This is a genomic window from Aeromicrobium wangtongii, from assembly GCF_024584515.1.
Taxonomy (GTDB): Bacteria; Actinomycetota; Actinomycetes; order Propionibacteriales; family Nocardioidaceae; genus Aeromicrobium; species Aeromicrobium wangtongii.
This window is the reverse complement of sequence record NZ_CP102173.1, coordinates 73,424-91,605: the sequence shown is the minus strand read 5'-3', so window position 1 is coordinate 91,605 and position 18,182 is coordinate 73,424. Positions and strand designations below refer to the sequence as shown.

At 69.5% G+C, this 18,182-nt stretch carries 19 protein-coding genes; 9 read left to right on the top strand and 10 right to left on the bottom strand.

The features are described from left to right. Nucleotides 1-29 precede the first annotated feature (29 nt). On the bottom strand, nucleotides 30-1,085 hold the full coding sequence (locus NQV15_RS00490) for a hypothetical protein (RefSeq protein WP_232402734.1): 1,056 nt from the start codon (nucleotides 1,083-1,085) through the stop codon (nucleotides 30-32). Further along, nucleotides 1,082-1,867, bottom strand: coding sequence for a carbon-nitrogen hydrolase family protein (locus NQV15_RS00485; RefSeq protein ID WP_232402732.1), 786 nt, complete (start codon nucleotides 1,865-1,867; stop codon nucleotides 1,082-1,084). The genes NQV15_RS00490 and NQV15_RS00485 overlap by 4 nt, the downstream gene beginning before the upstream one ends. Before the next feature lie 51 nt (nucleotides 1,868-1,918). On the opposite strand from NQV15_RS00485, the gene NQV15_RS00480 reads away from it, so the two are divergent. The 5 genes from NQV15_RS00480 to NQV15_RS00460 all read left to right on the top strand — a co-directional run bounded on the left by NQV15_RS00480 (nucleotide 1,919) and on the right by NQV15_RS00460 (nucleotide 5,662). Next, a complete protein-coding gene (locus NQV15_RS00480; protein WP_232402730.1) occupies nucleotides 1,919-2,890 on the top strand; it encodes an NAD(P)H-quinone oxidoreductase in 972 nt (323 codons plus the stop codon). A gap of 70 nt (nucleotides 2,891-2,960) precedes the next feature. After that, nucleotides 2,961-3,464, top strand: a complete 504-nt coding sequence (locus tag NQV15_RS00475; protein ID WP_232402727.1) for a bacterial proteasome activator family protein — start codon at nucleotides 2,961-2,963, stop codon at nucleotides 3,462-3,464. 121 nt (nucleotides 3,465-3,585) lie between these two features. Further along, nucleotides 3,586-4,146, top strand: a complete 561-nt coding sequence (locus NQV15_RS00470; protein ID WP_232402725.1) for a WhiB family transcriptional regulator — start codon at nucleotides 3,586-3,588, stop codon at nucleotides 4,144-4,146. Between the two features lie 27 nt (nucleotides 4,147-4,173). Further along, nucleotides 4,174-4,578 (top strand): YjbQ family protein, encoded by a 405-nt coding sequence (locus tag NQV15_RS00465; RefSeq protein ID WP_232402723.1) that lies wholly within the window; start codon nucleotides 4,174-4,176, stop codon nucleotides 4,576-4,578. 166 nt (nucleotides 4,579-4,744) lie between these two features. Beyond that, nucleotides 4,745-5,662: a hypothetical protein gene (locus tag NQV15_RS00460; protein WP_232402721.1), complete on the top strand. Its 918-nt coding sequence runs from the start codon at nucleotides 4,745-4,747 to the stop codon at nucleotides 5,660-5,662. A gap of 84 nt (nucleotides 5,663-5,746) precedes the next feature. On the opposite strand, the gene NQV15_RS00455 is transcribed toward NQV15_RS00460, so the two are convergent. Next, nucleotides 5,747-6,535, bottom strand: a complete 789-nt coding sequence (locus NQV15_RS00455; protein ID WP_232402719.1) for an HAD family hydrolase — start codon at nucleotides 6,533-6,535, stop codon at nucleotides 5,747-5,749. Further along, complete coding sequence (serS, locus tag NQV15_RS00450) at nucleotides 6,532-7,803, bottom strand: serine--tRNA ligase (protein WP_232402717.1); 1,272 nt, start codon at nucleotides 7,801-7,803, stop codon at nucleotides 6,532-6,534. Before serS ends, NQV15_RS00455 begins: the two co-directional genes overlap by 4 nt. A gap of 72 nt (nucleotides 7,804-7,875) precedes the next feature. Here serS and NQV15_RS00445 point away from each other — a divergent pair, with 72 nt between their 5' ends. Then, the gene (locus NQV15_RS00445; RefSeq protein WP_232402715.1) at nucleotides 7,876-9,483 is read left to right on the top strand and encodes a phosphatase PAP2 family protein; all 1,608 of its coding nucleotides are present in this window, start codon (nucleotides 7,876-7,878) and stop codon (nucleotides 9,481-9,483) included. 3 nt (nucleotides 9,484-9,486) lie between these two features. Here the strand turns inward: NQV15_RS00445 and NQV15_RS00440 are convergent, their stop codons facing one another. From NQV15_RS00440 to NQV15_RS00415, 6 genes are all read right to left on the bottom strand, one after another. Continuing rightward, nucleotides 9,487-9,966 (bottom strand): SRPBCC domain-containing protein, encoded by a 480-nt coding sequence (locus tag NQV15_RS00440; RefSeq protein ID WP_232402710.1) that lies wholly within the window; start codon nucleotides 9,964-9,966, stop codon nucleotides 9,487-9,489. 20 nt (nucleotides 9,967-9,986) lie between these two features. Continuing rightward, on the bottom strand, nucleotides 9,987-10,307 hold the full coding sequence (locus NQV15_RS00435) for an ArsR/SmtB family transcription factor (RefSeq protein ID WP_232402705.1): 321 nt from the start codon (nucleotides 10,305-10,307) through the stop codon (nucleotides 9,987-9,989). Nucleotides 10,308-10,338: 31 nt separating this feature from the next. After that, nucleotides 10,339-11,343 carry an adenosine deaminase gene (locus tag NQV15_RS00430; protein ID WP_232402697.1) on the bottom strand — a complete coding sequence of 335 codons (1,005 nt, stop codon included), beginning with the start codon at nucleotides 11,341-11,343 and terminating at the stop codon, nucleotides 10,339-10,341. Nucleotides 11,344-11,367: 24 nt separating this feature from the next. Continuing rightward, nucleotides 11,368-11,751, bottom strand: a complete 384-nt coding sequence (locus NQV15_RS00425) for a hypothetical protein (protein ID WP_232402695.1) — start codon at nucleotides 11,749-11,751, stop codon at nucleotides 11,368-11,370. A gap of 69 nt (nucleotides 11,752-11,820) precedes the next feature. Next, a complete protein-coding gene (locus NQV15_RS00420; RefSeq protein ID WP_232403459.1) occupies nucleotides 11,821-14,289 on the bottom strand; it encodes a glycoside hydrolase family 65 protein in 2,469 nt (822 codons plus the stop codon). 11 nt (nucleotides 14,290-14,300) lie between these two features. Continuing rightward, entirely contained in the window at nucleotides 14,301-15,023 is a 723-nt protein-coding gene (locus NQV15_RS00415; RefSeq protein WP_232402693.1) for an HAD family hydrolase, read from the bottom strand. Nucleotides 15,024-15,322: 299 nt separating this feature from the next. On the opposite strand from NQV15_RS00415, the gene NQV15_RS00410 reads away from it, so the two are divergent. Genes NQV15_RS00410 through NQV15_RS00400 form a run of 3 tightly spaced genes read left to right on the top strand, consistent with a single transcriptional unit; the run spans nucleotide 15,323 to nucleotide 18,173 of the window. Continuing rightward, a complete protein-coding gene (locus NQV15_RS00410; RefSeq protein WP_232402691.1) occupies nucleotides 15,323-16,180 on the top strand; it encodes a hypothetical protein in 858 nt (285 codons plus the stop codon). Nucleotides 16,181-16,223: 43 nt separating this feature from the next. Continuing rightward, nucleotides 16,224-17,405: an arginine deiminase gene (locus tag NQV15_RS00405; protein WP_232402688.1), complete on the top strand. Its 1,182-nt coding sequence runs from the start codon at nucleotides 16,224-16,226 to the stop codon at nucleotides 17,403-17,405. Nucleotides 17,406-17,429: 24 nt separating this feature from the next. Then, entirely contained in the window at nucleotides 17,430-18,173 is a 744-nt protein-coding gene (locus NQV15_RS00400; RefSeq protein ID WP_232402685.1) for a DUF4339 domain-containing protein, read from the top strand. Nucleotides 18,174-18,182: the final 9 nt, after the last annotated feature.

Genomic DNA, 18,182 nt, shown 5'->3' with positions numbered 1-18,182 from the left:
GAGGCGCTGCGCCGGAACGATTATCGCATCTACTTGAGTGCAGCGAAGCGCGGAGGCTCGACGCGGACGATCTCCTCGATCGCGCGGGCGGCCCGGGCCGACCTCTGACGCAGCACATAGTGGCGCGCGACGAGGCCCACGGCCAGGCCCAGCACCGCCGAGTACAGCGTCGACAGGGCGATGTAGGTCGGGAACGCACCGGGCGTCACCAGTGAGGTCGAGAGCACCGCGGTGCCGGTCACCGCGAACACCGTCACCCACCAGCCCTCGCGGCGCTTGGAGCGCATCGAGACGCCCACGATGAGCGCCGGGAAGCCGATGAACACCTCCACCGGGCGTGGGACGCCCTCGAAGTTCGTCCGCATCCAGGTGACCGTGTCGCTGAACGTGTCGACCAGGATGTCCGAGCCGTGCGAGCGCACGAAGCTGCTGTACGCCAGCACCAGCAGGACCACCGCCGCGATCCCTGCCAGGATCGCCAGGTTCTGCCGGCCCAGGCCGTGCAGGCCGGCACCGAGGTTCCACACCAGGCTGATGGCCAGCACCAACGAGATCGCGATGACCAGCAGGTTGAAGCGCTGGTAGTTGACCGGGGCGTTCCAGGCCGCGACCGCGGCGGTCCCGCTCAGCGCGATGACCAGCATCAGCCCGAACTCGCGCAGCGCCTCCGGCACCGAGTCGGCCGGCCGGGTCGCCATCACCGCCCACACCGCCGACAGCACCGCCGACACCGCGGCCGCCGACGCCAGCAGCAGATTGGTCTCCAGCACGACCGCCGCCACCACCAGCACCGCCGTGATCGGCAGCCACAGGCGCATGTGGCCACCGCCGCGGTGGGTCAGGGCCACCGCGAACACCATCGTCAGCAGCGCCGCGGACGGCCGCAGGATCGACTCGGGCGCGTTGACATCCACGATCGACGTGAGCGCGCCGGCGAAGCCGATGACCCACAGGCCGAACACGGCCCACATGACCCGGCGCGCCGTCTTGGGCGACTCGATGCGCGGTTCACGGGTCGGGAGGTCGTACTCCGGAGGCACTGAGGCATCCAGGCGACGACGTCCACCGCGCACGGTCTGGGTCATGACGTGGGTTTGATCCTTCGGTTGGCAAGGGATGGGTTCACGCTTCGCGCCTTCGCGACGTCGTCGGCATCCAGCACCGCCTGGACGATCGCAGGCTCGGAAGCAGCCTCGTCCACGATAGAGCCCCATGGATCGACGACCAAGGAATGGCCGGTGTATCGGTCGCCACCCTGCCCGGCCGCCACGACGTGCACCGTGTTCTCGATCGCCCGCGCCGTCAGCAGCGTCCGCCAGTGATCGAGCTTGTGCTCGCCGGCGACCCACGCCGCCGGGACGACGATCGTCTCCGCACCGGCGTCGACCAGTGCCCGCGCCAGCTCGGGGAACCGCAGGTCGTAGCACGTCATCAGCCCCACCGGACGTCCCGCGATCTCGACGACGACCGGTGCGATCTCACCGGGCAGCAGTCGCTCGGACTCCTTGTAGCCGAACGAGTCGTACAGGTGGATCTTGCGGTACGTCGCGCGCAGTTGCCCGTCCGGTCCGACGACCACGAGGGTGTTGAACGGCAGGCCGTCGGTGCGCTCGAACATCCCGGCGACGATCGTGGTGCGCAGCCGCACCGCCTCGGCAGCGATCATCTGCACGAACGGGCCGTCCAGCGGCTCGGCGATCGGCGCCAGATCGAGGTCCGGTGCCCCGAAGTCGTGCATCGTCGCCTCGGGCAGGACCACCAGGTCGATCCCGTCGTCGACGTCCAGCTCGGCCAGCTGGGATGTGACGAGATCGCGGTTGGCGGCGGAGTCGATGTCCGCGGCCAGCTGCAGGAGGGCGACGCGCATCGGACCATCCTGTCAGGTGCCCACCAGCGCAGGCCCGATAACCTTGGTGAAATGCGCGCTGTCACAGCTCCCACTCCCGGCGGCGTCGACGCCCTCGAGGTGGTCGACCGCCCCATGCCCGAACCCGCGCCAGGGGAGGTCCTGATCCGCGTCACCGCGGCCGGGGTCAACCGCGCGGACCTGCTGCAGCGCCAGGGGTACTACGACCCGCCGCCCGGCGCGACGGACATCCTGGGCCTGGAGTGCTCCGGTGACATCGTGGCCGTCGGCGAGGGCGTCACCGACCTGCAGATCGGCGAGCACGTGTGCGCGCTGCTGTCCGGCGGCGGCTACGCGGAGTACGTCGCGGTGCCGGCCGGACAGGTCGCCATCGCCCCCGGCGGCGTCTCGCTCGTCGAGGCCGGCGGACTGATGGAGGTCGCGGCCACCGTGTGGTCGAACGTCTTCATGATCGGCAAGCTGCAGCACGGCGAGACGCTGCTGGTGCACGGCGGCGGCAGTGGCATCGGCACGATGGCCATCCAGCTGGGCAAGGCCTTCGGCGCCCGCGTCGTCGTGACCGTCGGCTCGCAGGAGAAGGCCGACTTCTGCCGCGAGCTGGGCGCCGACCTGACGATCAACTACCGCGAGCAGGACTTCGTGGAGGTCATGAAGGCCGAGGGGATCAAGGCCGATGTCATCCTCGACATCATCGGCGCCAAGTACCTCGCGGCCAACATCGCGGCGCTCGCCACCGCCGGCCGGCTGGTCATCATCGGCCTGCAGGGCGGCATCAAGGCCGAGATCAACCTCGGCGCGCTGCTGACCAAGCGTGCGGCCGTCATGGCCACCTCGCTGCGCGCCCGGCCGACGGCCGAGAAATCCGCGATCGTCTCGGCGATGGTCGCGCAGGTCTGGCCACTGCTCGCCGACGGCACCGTGCGCCCGATCATCCACTCGACATACCCGCTGGAGGACGTCCACGCGGCGCACCAGGAGCTCGAGGACTCCACCCACACCGGCAAGGTGCTGCTGACGCTCTAGCCGTCGCGGCCGGGAGGGGAGGGCCCTTTGCCCCGGTACCAGGGCCCTCCCGCTGGCTAGGGTTGGACTCATGACTGAGCAGCAGCGCGAGATCATCGGCCCCGACGGGCAGGCCGTCGAGCCCCCGTCCTCCGGAACTTCCCTCGGCGACCTGGTCGAACAGCCGGCCAAGGTCATGCGGATCGGCGGGATGATCCGCAACCTTCTCGAGGAGGTGAAGGCCGCCCCGCTCGACGACGCCAGCCGCAACCGGCTGCGCACCATCCACGCGCAGTCGATCGAGGAGCTCAAGGGCGGTCTGGCACCCGAGCTGGTCGAGGAGCTGGAGCGGCTCAGCCTGCCGTTCGAGTCCGACACGCCGAGCGATTCCGAGCTCCGCATCGCCCAGGCCCAGCTCGTCGGCTGGCTCGAGGGGCTGTTCCACGGCATCCAGGCGGCGCTGTACGCGCAGCAGGTTCAGGCCCAGACGCAGTTCCAGCACATGAGACTGGCGCTACCGGGCACAAACGATCCCAAAGGTAATGATCAGCCGTCTTCCGGCGAAAAGGACACCTCAGGGGGCATGTACCTCTAGCATGGGCGGTGAACGGCGTTTACGTTCCTGATTGAGGGATCGGGGACTGGACGCGTTCGCGTGTCAGGAGGATCGCCGCAGCCGCCATGCGTCGACCTCTAGTTGGGAAGAGGGGGGCCCCATGACCATCGAGGTCGATGTTGTGACGCCCCCGTGCGCTTCGGTGCCCGGGGTCTTCCAGGACGAGCAGCTGCACACACCACCGTCGCCCACCGAGATGAGCGCCGCCGAGCGGGAGATGCTGAGCCTCAAACAAGCCGCCGCGCAGCGCCTGTGCGCTGGCTGCCCGCAAATGGTCGACTGCCTGTACCGGGCGGTCGTCCAGGTCGACGTCTCCGGATTCGTGGCCTGCACCACCGAGCACGACCGCGCCGAGATGCGCCGCCAGCTCGGCATCGAGATCCAGCAGGCGGCCACAACGCCGTACGGCACTGCCCGGGTCGGCGGCGGACCGGTCAGCCACGAGGCCGTCATGGCCGCGCGGCACGCCCATCCCCGCGACACCTGCCACCAGCTGGCCGAGCGCCTCGACTGCTCGACGTCCACGGTCAAGCGCCACCTGCGCCGGGCCCGCGAGCAGCAGGCCAATCCCGTCGTCACGGCCGCCCCGGCGTCCGCCCCCAGCATCGACGCCGTCCTGGACGCGTTCGACCAGCTCGAGAGCAGCCGTCAGGTCGCCTGAGCACCATTCGTCGGGCACGATCGAGGCATGGAGAGCATCACCCTGGACGTCCGCACCGGCGGCTCACCGGTCGTGCACGACCTGACGGCGGAGTGTGCCGCGTTCTGCCGTGACCGCGGCGACGGCCTGCTGCACGTGTTCGTGCCGCACGCGACCGCCGGCGTGGCGATCATGGAGACCGGCGCGGGCAGCGACGACGACCTGATCACCGCCCTGGACGAGCTGCTGCCGCTGGACGACCGCTGGGTCCACCGCCACGGCCGGCCCGGCCACGGTCGCGACCACGTCGTCCCGGCGTTCATCGCCCCGTCCATGTCTGTCCCCGTGCTGGCCGGCCGCATGACGCTCGGCACCTGGCAGTCGGTGTGCTTGGTGGACACCAACACCGACAACCCGAACCGACAGGTGCGCCTGAGCTTCCTCCCGGGCTAGGGCCTGGCCTGCCCCACTTTTTGGGCACTTTTGTCGGTTTTGCGGCCCTCGTTAGGTGCAGAAGTGCCCAAAAACCTTTCTCCACAGGGGTTTTCCGGGTTCCTTGAGTTCCACAGGGGGATTTCTCCGGGCCTTCTCGCGTCGCGTGGAGGGGCAGCCTCGGGGCATGAGCCTGCGCATCGACCGTCCGTTCACCCGACAGCAGGCCAACGACGCCGGCATCACCGATGCGATGCTGCGGCGGCGTTCCGCGTTCCGGCGGCTCCTGCGCGGCGTGTACCTCGCCGAGGGCATCCCCGTCACGCTGCACCTCTGGCTGCTGGCTGCGCTGCTCGCGGCGCCCCCAGGGTCGGTCGTCAGCCACCTGACCGCCTTGCGCTGGTACGGCTACGAGCAAGGACCACTGCTGCCTCTGCACGTGTCGACCCGCGGCCCCACCCACTCGCGCCTGGACGAGCTCGAGGTGCACCGTCGCGGGGCCCGCATCACCGCGTACCTCCATCAGGGCGTCCCGGTCACGGGTCCGGATCGCACGATCGTCGACCTGGCCCGCGACGTGTCGATCCCGCGGCTCATCGAGATCATCGAGTGGATGATGGGCAACGGCTTCACCACCGTGGACCGCCTGGCTGACTACGCACTGAACCGCCATCTGCACGGCGTGCGCCGCGTCCGCAGCGTCCTGGGACGCGTCCGCGCCGGCGCCGAGTCACCGATGGAGTCACGGGTGCGGCTCATGCTGGTGTTCGCCCGGCTGCCAGAACCCGAGCTCAATGTGAACCTGTGCGACGACGACGGGCACTGGCTCGCCCGGGGCGACCTGTGCTTTCTCACCTGGAAGGTGCTCGTCGAGTACGACGGGTGGCAGCACGAACGGGACGCGCAGCAGAGGGTCAACGACATCGCGCGGCGAGAGCGGCTGGAGGCGGCGGGGTGGCGGCTCATCGTCATCACCGCGGGAGACCTGGGGCGTCCCCGTCAGATCGTCCACCGTGTGCACAACGCCCTGATCGACCGCGGATACGCCGGCCCCAGACCCGTCATGAGCACCCAGTGGGACACCTGGTTCCCCACCAGGAACTGACCCGACCCCACTTTTTTGGGCATCTTCGTACGGATCAAGTCCCTCAATCGGTACGCAAGTGCCCAAAAAGTGGGGCTACCCCGCCTAGAGGTAGTTTTTTAGCTCTTCCACCAGGCCGTCTTCGTCGATGGTGCCGGTGATGGCGTCGGCGACGGCCTTGAGGGTGTCGGGGGCGTGGCCCATGGCCACGCCGCGGCCGGCCCACTGCAGCATCTCGAGGTCGTTGTTGCCGTCGCCGACGGCCAGGACCTCCGACTGGGCGATGCCGAGGCGCTCGCACAACACGTCGAGGCCGGACGCCTTCGAGACGCCCTCGGGGGCCAGGTCGAGCCAGGCCGAGTAGCCGATGAAGTAGTTCGTGCCGGTCAGCCCGAGGTCGTGGACGATCGCGGTGAACTCCTCGGCCGTGTGATCGGCCGAGCGGATGATCACGCGGGTCACCGGGTCGGCGACGAGCTGCTCGACGCTCTGGACGACGAAGGAGCCGGTGATCTCGGCCTCGGGGAACGGGCGGTTGACCCGGAACCCCGCACCGACCTCCTCGACCGCGACGGTCACGTCGGGCATCTGTGCCATGACCCGTTCGACGGCGTCGCGCGCATCGAAGGTCACCGCGTGCAGGATCTCGACCGGGTCGTAGGCGAACACGACGGCGCCGTTGCTGGCCACCGCGTGACCGTCGGCGAAGCCCAGCTTCTCGACGGTGTCCAGGACGCCGGGGATCGCCCGCCCGGTCGAGATGACCGTCTCGATGCCGGCCTCACGGATCGACCGCACGGCGTCACGCACCGCTGCGCTCATCACGTTCGAGTTGTCGACCAGCGTCCCGTCCACGTCCAGGGCCACCAGCTTCGGGCGCCAACCATCGGTCACGACAGCGGCCTCAGGACCTCGCCGAGCAGAGGATGCAGCGCGGCGGGCAGACGCACCGAGCCGTCCGCCTGCTGACCGTTCTCGAGGATCGCGATGATCGTGCGGGTCATGGCGCACAGCGTGCCGTTGAGCGTCGCGACGGGCGTCGTCCCCTCCTCGCCGCGCATGCGGATGTCGAGGCGACGAGCCTGGAACTGCGTCGTGTTGGACGCCGAGGAGACCTCGCGGTACTTGCCCTGCGTCGGGAGCCAGGCCTCGCAGTCGAACTTGCGGATCGCCGAGAGCCCGAGATCGCCCGAGGCGACGTCGATGACCCGGTACGGCAGCTCCAGCGCGTCCAGCCACGCCTTCTCCCAGCCCAGGATGCGCTGGTGCTCGGCGTAGGACTCCTCGAGCGTCGTGTAGACGAACATCTCGACCTTGTCGAACCAGTGGACGCGGAAGATGCCGCGGGTGTCCTTGCCGTACGAGCCGGCCTCGCGGCGGTAGCAGGGGCTGAACGCCGCGTACCGGCGCGGCAGCGACTCGCTCTCCAGGATCTCGCCGGAGTGATAGGCCGCCAGCGCGACCTCGGAGGTGCCGACCAGGTACAGATCGTCCTTCTCCAGGTAGTAGACGTCGTCCGAGGCGCCCTGGCCGAGGTAGCCGGTGCCCTCCATCGCGCTGGGCTTGACCAGCGCCGGGGGGATCATCGGCGTGAAGCCCCACTCGGCGGCCTTGCTCATCGCCAGCTGGGTCAGCGCGAGCTCGAGCTGCGCGCCGACGCCGGTCAGGAAGTAGAACCGCGAACCGCTGACCTTCACACCGCGCTCGACGTCGATCGCGCCGAGCATCAGCCCCAGCTCGAGGTGGTCGCGCGGCTCGAAGCCCTCCGCGGCGAAGTCACGCGGGGTGCCGACGGTCTCCAGCACCACGAAGTCGTCCTCCCCGCCCTCGGGGGCGTCCGGGGATGCGAGGTTCGGCACCGACTTGATCAGCCGGTCGAACGTCGCGGCCGCCTCGACCTGCGCCGCCTCGGCGTCCTTGACCTGCTGGCTGAGCTCCTTGGTGCGGGCCAGCAGCTGCTGCTTCTCCTCCCCCTGCGCCTTGGGGATCAGCTTGCCGAGATTCTTCTGCTCGGCACGGACAGCCTCGAACGCGGCGATCGAGGAGCGGCGCTGCTCGTCGGCACTGATCAGCTCGTCGACGATGTCGGTGGGCAGTCCGCGGCGCTGCTGGGCAGCCCGCACGGCATCAGGGTCGTCTCTCAGGACTCGGGCGTCGATCACGTCGTCAGCCTATCTCCCGGCAGGCGACCGCTCTGCGGTCCATTAGAATCAGCCGACCCCTGAGGAGGACCGATGACGTTTGACCTGCGCCGAGCAGAGCCCGGCCGCTCGTCCGTCATGACGTGGCTCCTGATCGTCCCGACGATCGTGTTCGCGTTCTTCGCGACCTGCATCGCCACCGACACGTCCGCGATCCTGCGCACGGACGCCCGCGTCGCGGACTGGGCGTACGACATCACGGCCGGGCGTCCCCGCCTCGTCGACGCGCTGGACGTGGTGGCGATCGTCTTCAGCAACGCGGCGTGCGGGATCGCCCTGGCGCTGATGGCGATCTACGCCCTGGTGCGCCGCGAGCGCGTCGTCGCGCTGTGGGTCGTGCTGAGCGGGATCGTCGGGATCGGCGGCAACGCCCTGCTCAAGCAGCTCTTCACCCGCACGCGTCCCTCGTTCGACGAGCCGCTGCACGAGATCGGCGGCTACTCGTTCCCGAGCGGCCACTCCGCCGGCGCCGGGATGTTCTTCACCGTCGCGGTGCTGTTCACGATCATCCTGACCGGACGCGGCCTGAAGCGGCGGGTCCTGATCACGATCCTGGTCCTGCTGGCGCTCGGCGTGGGCGCCAGCCGCATCTTCCTGGGCGTGCACTACCTCAGCGATGTGGTGGCCGGCCTGTCGTTCGGGATGGCAGTGACGATCGGGCTGTGGATGCTGATCGTCGGCGGCTCGAGCCGGCTGCCGTACGCGGCGGCCATGATCACCGGTTCGGGACGCAAGCGCGTCGCGGTCGTCATCAACCCCTCGAAGATCGCCGATGTCGAGGACTTCAAGACCCGCGTGCGCACGGTGGCCGAGGGCTCCGGCTGGAACGAGCCGATCTGGTTCGAGACGTCGGTCGAGGACCCGGGTCACGGGCAGGCCACCGCCGCGCTGGCCCAGGGCGTCGACCTGATCATCGCCGCCGGTGGTGACGGCACGGTCCGGGCCGTGTGCGAGAAGGCTGCCCGCAGCGGCACCGCGGTCGGCATCATCCCGCTCGGCACCGGCAACCTGCTCGCCCGCAACCTGGCCATCCCGCTGAACACCCGTGACGCCCTCGACGTCGCGTTCGGCGGACAGGATCGCGCCATCGACCTGTCGACACTGGAGACGGACTCGGGCACCAGCACGACCTTCCTGGTCATGGCCGGGCTCGGCATGGACGCCGCGATCATGACCGGCGTCAACGACCAGCTCAAGAGCCGGGTCGGCTGGCTGGCGTACTTCGTCAGCGGCATCAAGGCCGCCCGCTTCCCCGCGATGAAGGTGCAGATCACCGTCGACGACGGCGAACCGCGCAAGTTCCGCGCCCGCACCGTCGTGGTCGGCAATGTCGGCTTCCTGCAGGGCGGCATCCCGCTGCTGCCCGATGCCCAGATCGACGACGGCCTGCTGGACGTCGTGGTGATCGCGCCGAAGCGGTTCATCGGCTGGCTGGCGATCATCGTGCGCATCGTCGGACGCCGCAAGCGCACCAACGAGCGGCTCGACCGGCTCACCGGGCAGAAGGTGCACGTGCGCGCCGAGAAGCCCGTGCCGATGCAGCTGGACGGCGATCCGGTCGGCGAGGGCCAGGAGATCACCGCCCAGGTGCAGCCCGGCATCCTGCTGGTGCGTGTCCCGGTCGCCCCCGCCTCGGCGTAGTCGTCACATCTGGGCCAGGACGTCGTCGAGGCGCTGGTAGCCCTCGATGACGCCGTGGTCCATGCCGCTGGCGCGCATTCCGTCCCGGTCCTCGGCCGTCATGAACACCGACGTGACGTGGCTGCGGCTGCGTCCGTCGCCAAGGTCCTCGATGCGCTGCGACTCGAACGACACATGGCCGGGCAGGCCCAGCCACTCGAACGTCCGCAGCGTCAGCTCGGGGGTCGCGTCGCCGTGGAAGACGCCGCGGAAGCGGTGCTCCCCGTCGTCGTTGCGCTGGACCAGGGTCCACGTGCCGCCGTGGGCGGCATCGTTGGTGACCTCGACGTTGTCGTAGCCGTACGGGCCGATCCAGCGGGCGATCAGCTCGGGCTGGGTCATGGCGCGAAATACCTTGTCGACCGGGTGGTCGAACTCGCGGACGATCGTGATGGCGTGGGTGCCCTCATCGTTGATGGTGACGTCATTCCTGGTGGTGCCCATGTCGCTTCTCCTGGGTGGGATCAGTCGAGCTCCTCGAGCAGCGCGTCCAGGCGGTCATAGCTCTCGGACCAGTACGTCCGGTAGTCGGCCATCCAGACCGTCGCGCCCTTGAGCGGCTCGGCCTCGAGGTGGCTGAGGCGCATCGTCCCCTGCCGGTTGCGGGAGACCAGCCCGGCCTGCTCCAACACCTTGAGGTGCTTGGAGACCGCTGGCTGCGACATCGTGAAGCGGGCCGTCAGGTCACCCACACTGGTGTCCTGCTCGGCCAGCCTGGCGAGGATCGCGCGCCGGGTGCGGTCGGCAAGAGCGCCGAACACGAGATCGAGCTGGTCGTCATTCACGTCTCTACATAACCTGATGGTTATGGATGCGTCAAGACCCCGTGTAGGCGTCGATCTCGGCCAGGATCGTGGACTTCACGTCATCGGGGGCGAAGGAGTGACGGACGCCGGCCCGGGCGAGGTCCGCAACGCCGGCGTCGTCCAGCCCGAGCAGGTTGCGCGCGACCTCGTACTCGCGTGTGAGCGTGGTGTCGAACATCGGCGGGTCGTCGGAGTTGATCGACACCGGCACACCGGCGGCAACCAGCGCGGGCAGCGGGTGCTGGTCCATCGACGCCACCGACCGCGTGCGGATGTTCGAGGTCGGACTGATCTCCAGCGGGATCTGGTGCTCGGCCAGGTAGGCCATGAGCACCGGGTCCTGGGCCGCGGCGATGCCGTGCCCGATGCGCTCGGCGCCGAGGACATGGATCGCGTCCCAGATCGTCTCGGGCCCCGTCGACTCCCCCGCGTGTGGGAGGCTGTGCAGGCCGGAGGCGCGGGCCTGCTCGAAGTGCGCCTTGAACTGTGGGCGTGGCACGCCGATCTCGGGGCCGCCGAGGCCGAAGCCGATCAGGCCCTCGGGCTGCAGCCGCAGCGCGGTGTCCAGGGTGACGTCGGCGGCCGGGACGCCGGACTCGCCGGGGATGTCGAAGATCCAGCGCATCGTGACGCCGAAGTCGGCCTCTGCGCGGCGGCGGGCGTCCTCGAGCGCCTCGCAGTACGCCTCGGCCGAGATGCCGACCGCGATCGAGGTGTACGGCGTGCAGGTCAGCTCGACGTAGCGGACGTTCTGCGCCGCGAGGTCACGGGCGACGTCGTGGGTCAGCGTCCACAGGTCCTCGGGGGTCCGCAGCAGGTCGACGACCGACAGGTACACCTCGATGAAGTGGGCGAAGTCGGTGAAGGTAAAGAAGTCGGCCAGGGCCTCGGGATCGGTCGGCACCGAGGTGCTGCCGGCGTGCCGCTCGGCGAGCTCGGCGACGGTGCGCATCGAGGCTGACCCGACATGGTGGACATGCAGCTCTGCCTTGGGCAGCCCGGACTCGAACGACATGCGCCGAGACTATCGAGCCGCACCCTACTCGGCCTGCTGGCGCTCCACGACCGAGCCGCGGTCGTCGAAGTCGACGTCGGCGGTCACCAGGACCTCGTCGTCCAGCACGACCTGCACCCGGTTCTCCTCGGCGCTGAGGTTGTGCGCGGTGCCCTCCTCGAGCCACGCGGTGGACCCGATCAGGCTGATGACCGCGACCTTGACCCCGTTGTCGCGCTGGCCGCGGAAGACCACCGGGCCGGGACCGGCGTCCCGGATCACCACGGCACTTCGGCTGATCAGCGGATGGTCGATGCCGACGGTCGGCTCCTCGGCGCCGCCCGTGCGACCGAACGTCCACTTGTCGTCGCCGGACAGCTGGGTCTCGCCCGACTCGCCGGCAGCCGTCTCCCACTTCACGGTGATCACGAGGTCCATGCTGTCACGCCCGCCGGCGCGCAGCACAGGAACCTCGTATCCGCCGCCCCGGCGCCAGGCTCAGGTGCCGGGGACGATGGCCGCGATGATCGTGCCGTCGGCGCGACGGCGTCCCGGCACGGGGGCCGGCTCGCCCTCCAGGCGCGGGCCCTGTCCGTCCAGCGGCACCGAGACCGGCTCGCCGGCCAGCACCGTGACCTTCTCGCCGCGGACGTGCAAGGTCGCCTCGTCCCCTTGCTCGATCGCCATGTCGACGCGATCGGGGAACACCGTGACCCGCACCCGGCTGCCCAGCAGGGTCAGGCGGTAGGTCAGCGACTCCCACGACTCCGGCAGGCGAGGATCGATCGAGAACACGCCGCCGTGGTCGCGGAAGCCACCGAAGCCGGAGACCAGCGCGCTCCACACACCACCGGTCGAGGCCACGTGGACGCCGTCGGCGGTGTTGTGGTGCCGGTCGGCGAGGTCGACGTACAGCGCCGCACGGAAGTAGCGCAGCGCCAGGTCGTGGTAGCCGACCTCCGCCGCCATGATCGACTGCACGACCGCCGACAGCGTCGAGTCACCCGTCGTGATCGGGTCGTAGTACTCGAAGTCGGCGCGCTTCTCCTCGGCCGTGAACTGCTCGCCCTGCAGGAACAGCGCCAGCACGACATCGGCCTGCTTGAGCACCTGGAAGCGATAGATCACCAGCGGGTGGTAGTTCAGCAGCAGCGGGCGCTTGTCCAGCGGGGTGTTCGCGAGGTCCCAGACCTCGCGCTCCAGGAAGTGCTCGTCCTGCGGGTGGACGCCCAGGTGTTCGTCGTACGGGATGGCCATGTCGGCCGCGGCGCGCTCCCAGTCCTCGACCTCGGAGGCGTCCAGGTCGAGGCGCTTCACGACTCGCTCGTACTCGGCGCCGTCGCGCTCGGCCAGTGTCCGCACCGCCGAGACGGCACGGCGCAGGTTGAACCGGGCCATGACGTTGGTGAACAGGTTGTCGTTGACGACCGTCGTGTACTCGTCGGGACCGGTCACGCCGTGGATGTGGAACGTGCCGTCCTCCTCGTTGCGCCAGAAGCCCAGGTCGACCCACATGCGGGCGGTCTCGACGAGGATGTCGATGCCCTCGCGCTCGAGGAAGTCGTTGTCGCCCGTGGCTGCGAGGTACTGGCTCAAGGCGTAGGAGACGTCGGCGTCGATGTGGTACTGCGCGGTGCCGGCGGCGTAGTACGCCGAGGCCTCCTCGCCGTTGATCGTGCGCCACGGGAACAGCGCGCCCTGCTGGGCCATCTGCTTGGCGCGCTGACGGGCCGCGTCGAGCAACGTGTACCGGAACCGCAGGGCGTTGCGCGCCGCGCGCGGCGTCGTGTAGGTCAGGAACGGCAGGACGTAGATCTCGGTGTCCCAGAAGTAGTGACCGCCGTAGCCGGAGCCCGTGACCCCCTTGGCCGCGATGCCGGTGCCCTCGGCGCGCGCTGACGCCTGCGCGATCTGGAACAGGTTCCAGCGGGTCGCCTGCTGCACATCGGGCTGACCGGGGATCTCGACGTCCGAGCGGGCCCAGAACCCGTCCAGCCAGGCGCGCTGGTCCTCGAACTGCTTCTCGAGTCCCTCGGCGTGGGCCCGGTCCAGGGTCCGGCGGCAGCGGTCCAGCAGCTCGCGGGACGGGACGCCGCGGGAGGTGTGATAGCTGACCATCTTGGTCAGGACGATCGGCTTGCCCGGCTCGGCATCGATCCGGTACGTCATCTTGGCCAGGTCGTCATCGGTCTGGATGCGCTTGCTGTAGTTGTTCTCAGTCTCCAGGTGGTGATCGGCGGCGACCGCGATCGTCATGCCGCTCTCGGAGCACTGGTAGCCCAGGGCGACCCGGCCGTCGGCGACATTGCCCCAGTGGCTCTGCGGCTTGAGGACGCGGTGCCGCATCTGGCCGGCCTTGCGGGGGTCGACGCCTTCGCCCATCGCGGCGGAGCGGACGTGGTACTCGTCCTCGCCGTCCTGACGGTTCAGAATCTGCGAGGAGATCGCGACCGGCGCGTGATCATCGAGCATCGTGACCTCGAACGTCAGCACCGCCAGGTGGCGCTGCGTGAACGAGACCATGCGCCGCGAGCGGACGCGGACGCGCTTGCCACCGGGTGTGCGCCACAAGATGTCGCGCGACATGACACCGGAGCGGAAGTCGAGGCGGCGCTCGTACTCCAACAGGTCGGCGATGGGCAGCAGCAGCGGCTCGTCGTCGACGTACAGGCGGATGACCTTGGCGTCGGGCGCGTTGACGATCGTCTGGCCGACGCGGGCGAAGCCGAAGGCCTCCTCGGCGTGCTGGATCGGCCAGGTCTCGTGGAAGCCGTTGACGAACGTTCCGTGGGAGAACGAGTCGCGACCCTCCTCGACGTTGCCGCGCAGGCCGAGGTAGCCGTTGCCGACCGAGAACAACGTCTCGGTCGTGCCGAGGTCGTCGTTGTCGATGTGCTTCTCGACCAGCGCCCACTCGTCGATCGGGTACCGGGTGCGGTCGAGGAAGTCATGTCCCAGGGGTGCGATGTGCGAAGGGCTCATGCGCCTGCCTCCAGCAGCTCGGCCAGATCGTCGACGACGACGTCCGCTCCGTGCTCGGTCAACTTGTCAGCGCCGACGCCGCGATCGACCCCGATCACCAGCCCGAAGTCGCCGGCGCGTCCAGCCGCGACACCCGACAGGGCATCCTCGAAAACGACCGCGCGCTCCTTCGGGACGCCCAGTTGCCGGGCCGCCTCGAGGAAGGTGTCAGGGGCGGGCTTGCCGGGCAGTCCGAGCTCGCCGGCCTCCTTGCCGCTGACGATGACCGGGAAGTAGTCGATCATTCCGGCAGCGTCCAGCACGGCTGCCGCATTGCGCGAGCTCGACACGATCGCCATCTTGGTGCCGCGCGAAGCCAGCTCCTTGACCAGCTGCACGGAGCCCGGATAGGGCTGGACACCCTCGGACTGCAGGATCTGCTCGAAGTCGTCGTTCTTGAGGTTGCCGAGACCGGCGACCGTCTCGGCGCCGGCCGGATCGGACGGGTCGCCCTCGGGCAGCGTGATGTCGCGGGAGGCCAGGAACGAGCGCACACCGTCGTAGCGCGGCTTGCCGTCGACGTACGTGAAGTAGTCGGCGTCCGTGTAGGGCTCTGCGACACCGCGGGCGCTCAGGAAGTCGTTGAACATCTGGGCCCAGGCCCTCATGTGCACCTCGGCCGTGGGCGTGATGACACCATCGAGGTCGAACAGGGCAGCGTCATAGTCATTCCAGTCCACAAAGACGAGCGTACGCACCGAATGTGTCACGCCGTTAACCGATCGTGTGCGGCGCGCGCCACACCTCTGGGGACCGACTTCCATCGGAACCAGACGGCCTAGTTCTTTGGGATGAGACGCCGTATTCCGGGACCCAATCCGAGCGTCTGGGTCGGTCCGTGCGAACCATCCCGGACTGGCCCGTCGGGATGATCTTTGGTCTCGGACCACGTCCCGATCGCCGAAGTCGCGCAAATGGCCTCCTGGCGCGGAAGAATGCCCGGGTCGTCGGGTGACGGCCGCACTCGATGAGGAGCACCATGCGCACCACCTTCTGGACCCGCTCGCTGATCGCCATGACGTCCCTGGTGATCGGCTCGGCGGTCCTGACCGCCGCCCCCGCCACGGCGGCAGGCCCTCCGGGGGTGACGAAGGAGTCGGCGATGCTGGCCATCAACGGCTTCCGGGAGGCGGCGGCGCCCGGTGGCTCCGGCTGGGTCCAGCCCGAGGCGACCGGCGCGGCCCGTGACATCCTCGCGGCCAGCTGCAACCTGGCGGCCGGTGAGATCGTGGACGACCTGCTCGTCGAGCCGGCGACCACGCGCGCGGTCGTCGACGGCATGCTCGCTGCCGCCTTCATCGTCGACGCCGACGACGAGTTCGTCCGCGTCTGCCTGGTGGGCGTGACCGTGGCGACGTTCTTCGCCAACCGGCTCAGCGGCTCGGCCACGGTCACCGCCGACGTGTACCTCGGCTCGGCGAGCGCCACCACCCGGACATCGGTTCATTCCAGCGTGTCCGGCGACGTCTCGGTGACCGCGCCCCTGTCTGTGCCCGCTTCGGACGAGATCGATCAGGCCATGTTCTCCGCGACCGGCAATCGCATGAGCGACCAGACCACGCAGACCTGGGTCAACCACCGCAAGACGTCCGCGCAGCGCAAGGCCGCCACGAAGGCCTACACGAAGAAACTCGCCGCTGCCAAGAAGTCCTTCACCAAGGCGACCAAGAAGGCCGGCAGCAGCGCGTCCAAGAAGGCCGCGGCGAAGAAGGCCTACGCCCGCAAGAAGAAGATCGCCAAGGCCGCCTACACCAAGGCGACTGCCACGACCCGGACCCTCCGTACGCGAACCGTGACGTCGCACAGCCCGTTCGCGATCGTCACGCCCTGGCTCTGACCGGATCGGTGCGCAGTGGCCGGGCCGTCACTACGCTGAGCCCATGACTCTGGGGGCGGACAGCGAAGTCGGACGACTGCGCACGGTCATGTTGCACCGGCCGGGTCCCGAGCTGGGACGCTTGACGCCCCGCAACAACGACCAGCTGCTGTTCGACGGCATCCCGTGGCTGGGCCGGGCGCAGGACGAGCACGACGCCTTCGCGCAGGCGCTGCGCGATCACGACGTCGAGGTGCTGTACCTGACCGATCTGCTGACCGAGACGCTCGCCCGCGACGAGGCCCGCGACGAGATCATCGCCAGCACGCTGAAGGGGCTGTTCGTCGGGCCGAGCCTGCAGGACCACATCGCGTCCTTCCTCGCCGGCGCCCACCCCGAGCAGCTCGCCGAGGTGCTGATGGCGGGCCTGCGCAACGACGAGATGTCCCTGCGCGGCAGCGTCGCCAACCGGCTGATGCAGCCCGAGGACTTCCTGATCAACCCGCTGCCGAACCTGCTGTTCACCCGCGACTCGTCGGTGTGGCTGCGCGACCGGGTCGCCGTCACCAGCCTCGCGATGCCGGCGCGGATGCGCGAGACGCAGCTGACCGGGCTGATCTACGACCACCACCCGCGCTTCGCCGGCACCCCCGTCGTCCACGGCCCGCACCTCGAGCACCTCGAGGGTGGCGACGTCCTGGAGCTGGCGCCGGGCGTCATCGCGGTCGGCGTCGGCGAGCGCACGACCCCGGCCGGGCTGGAGCGGTTCGCCCGGCAGGTGCTGAGCGAGGACCTGGCGCACACCGTCCTGGCCGTGCCGATCGCGCAGGAGCGCGCCACGATGCACCTGGACACGATCGTCACGATGGTCGACGTCGACACGGTCGTCATCTATCCGCAGATGGCCGACACCCTGCGCGCCGTGCCGCTGACCTGGGACGACGGCCGCTTCGTCCTCGGGGAGGAGACCTCGTTCTTCGCCGCCGCGGCGACCGCGATGGGCATCGAGACGCTGCACCAGATCGACACCGGCCTTGACCCCGTCACCGCCGAGCGTGAGCAGTGGGACGACGGCAACAACACCCTGGCGATCGACGCCCGGCTCGCGGTCGCGTACGAGCGCAACGAGCAGACCAACGCCCGGCTCGAGGAGCACGGCATCGAGGTCATCGCGATCAGCGGCGACCAGCTCGGCTCCGGCCGCGGCGGGCCACGATGCATGTCGTGCCCGATCGACCGCGACTGACCGACTGTCTCCTAGGATGCTGCCGTGACTGCGCCCCGACCCCAGACCCAGACCACCGGCCTCATCATCGCGACGGTGCTCGGTGTGTACAGCCTCTACCTCCAGTACCACCTGATCGACCAGCAGATCTACCGCGCCGTCTCCGAGAGCCGGATCGGGGGCTGGACGCTCGTGCAGGGCATCGCGGCGATCGTGGCGGTGTGCACCATGACCGCCGCCGGCATCCTGGCGGGCATCGCGCTCACCCGCTCGACGCGGACCTGGTTCCCCGGCACAGGGCTGATGCTGGCCGTGGCCGCGGCCGCCTGGGTCGTGCGTGAGCTGCTGTTCATCGTGCGGCTGGCCGATGACTTCGGTGCCGGTCAGGCCCTGCAGTTCTACTTCGAGTCCAGCCAGTACACCGCCTTGGTCGACAAGTGGCCCCTCGCGTGGGTGACGCTGGGAGCGGCCACCGCGGCCGCCGTCTTGCTCATCCGTCCGGGCCGCGCCGCCGCACCCGTGCAGCCGCAGGCTCCCGCTCAGGCCCCCGTGGCGCAGGCACCCGTCGCCCCGGCGCCCGTGGCGCAGGCTCCCGTCGCGACACCCCAGGCCACGTTCCATGTGCACGCCGCCGGGACGTCCTACGGACCGTACGACCTGGACCAGATGCGCCAGCTCGTGCTCGAGGGCCGCGTCCAGCCGCAGACCCGGGTCTGGCCGGGCTCCGGCGACTGGATGTCCGCCGCCGACATCCCCGGCCTGATGCCGCAGGACGCGCCCCGGCCCTAGCCGCTGGCG

What these genes read in the sequence shown, in the direction of transcription:
- NQV15_RS00490 (WP_232402734.1), bottom strand. Translation starts at nt 1,085, where the DNA reads ATGACCCAGACCGTGCGCGGTGGACGTCGTCGCCTGGATGCCTCAGTG.
- NQV15_RS00485 (WP_232402732.1), bottom strand. Translation starts at nt 1,867, where the DNA reads ATGCGCGTCGCCCTCCTGCAGCTGGCCGCGGACATCGACTCCGCCGCC.
- NQV15_RS00480 (WP_232402730.1), top strand. Translation starts at nt 1,919, where the DNA reads ATGCGCGCTGTCACAGCTCCCACTCCCGGCGGCGTCGACGCCCTCGAG.
- NQV15_RS00475 (WP_232402727.1), top strand. Translation starts at nt 2,961, where the DNA reads ATGACTGAGCAGCAGCGCGAGATCATCGGCCCCGACGGGCAGGCCGTC.
- NQV15_RS00470 (WP_232402725.1), top strand. Translation starts at nt 3,586, where the DNA reads ATGACCATCGAGGTCGATGTTGTGACGCCCCCGTGCGCTTCGGTGCCC.
- NQV15_RS00465 (WP_232402723.1), top strand. Translation starts at nt 4,174, where the DNA reads ATGGAGAGCATCACCCTGGACGTCCGCACCGGCGGCTCACCGGTCGTG.
- NQV15_RS00460 (WP_232402721.1), top strand. Translation starts at nt 4,745, where the DNA reads ATGAGCCTGCGCATCGACCGTCCGTTCACCCGACAGCAGGCCAACGAC.
- NQV15_RS00445 (WP_232402715.1), top strand. Translation starts at nt 7,876, where the DNA reads ATGACGTTTGACCTGCGCCGAGCAGAGCCCGGCCGCTCGTCCGTCATG.
- NQV15_RS00440 (WP_232402710.1), bottom strand. Translation starts at nt 9,966, where the DNA reads ATGGGCACCACCAGGAATGACGTCACCATCAACGATGAGGGCACCCAC.
- NQV15_RS00430 (WP_232402697.1), bottom strand. Translation starts at nt 11,343, where the DNA reads ATGTCGTTCGAGTCCGGGCTGCCCAAGGCAGAGCTGCATGTCCACCAT.
- NQV15_RS00410 (WP_232402691.1), top strand. Translation starts at nt 15,323, where the DNA reads ATGCGCACCACCTTCTGGACCCGCTCGCTGATCGCCATGACGTCCCTG.
- NQV15_RS00405 (WP_232402688.1), top strand. Translation starts at nt 16,224, where the DNA reads ATGACTCTGGGGGCGGACAGCGAAGTCGGACGACTGCGCACGGTCATG.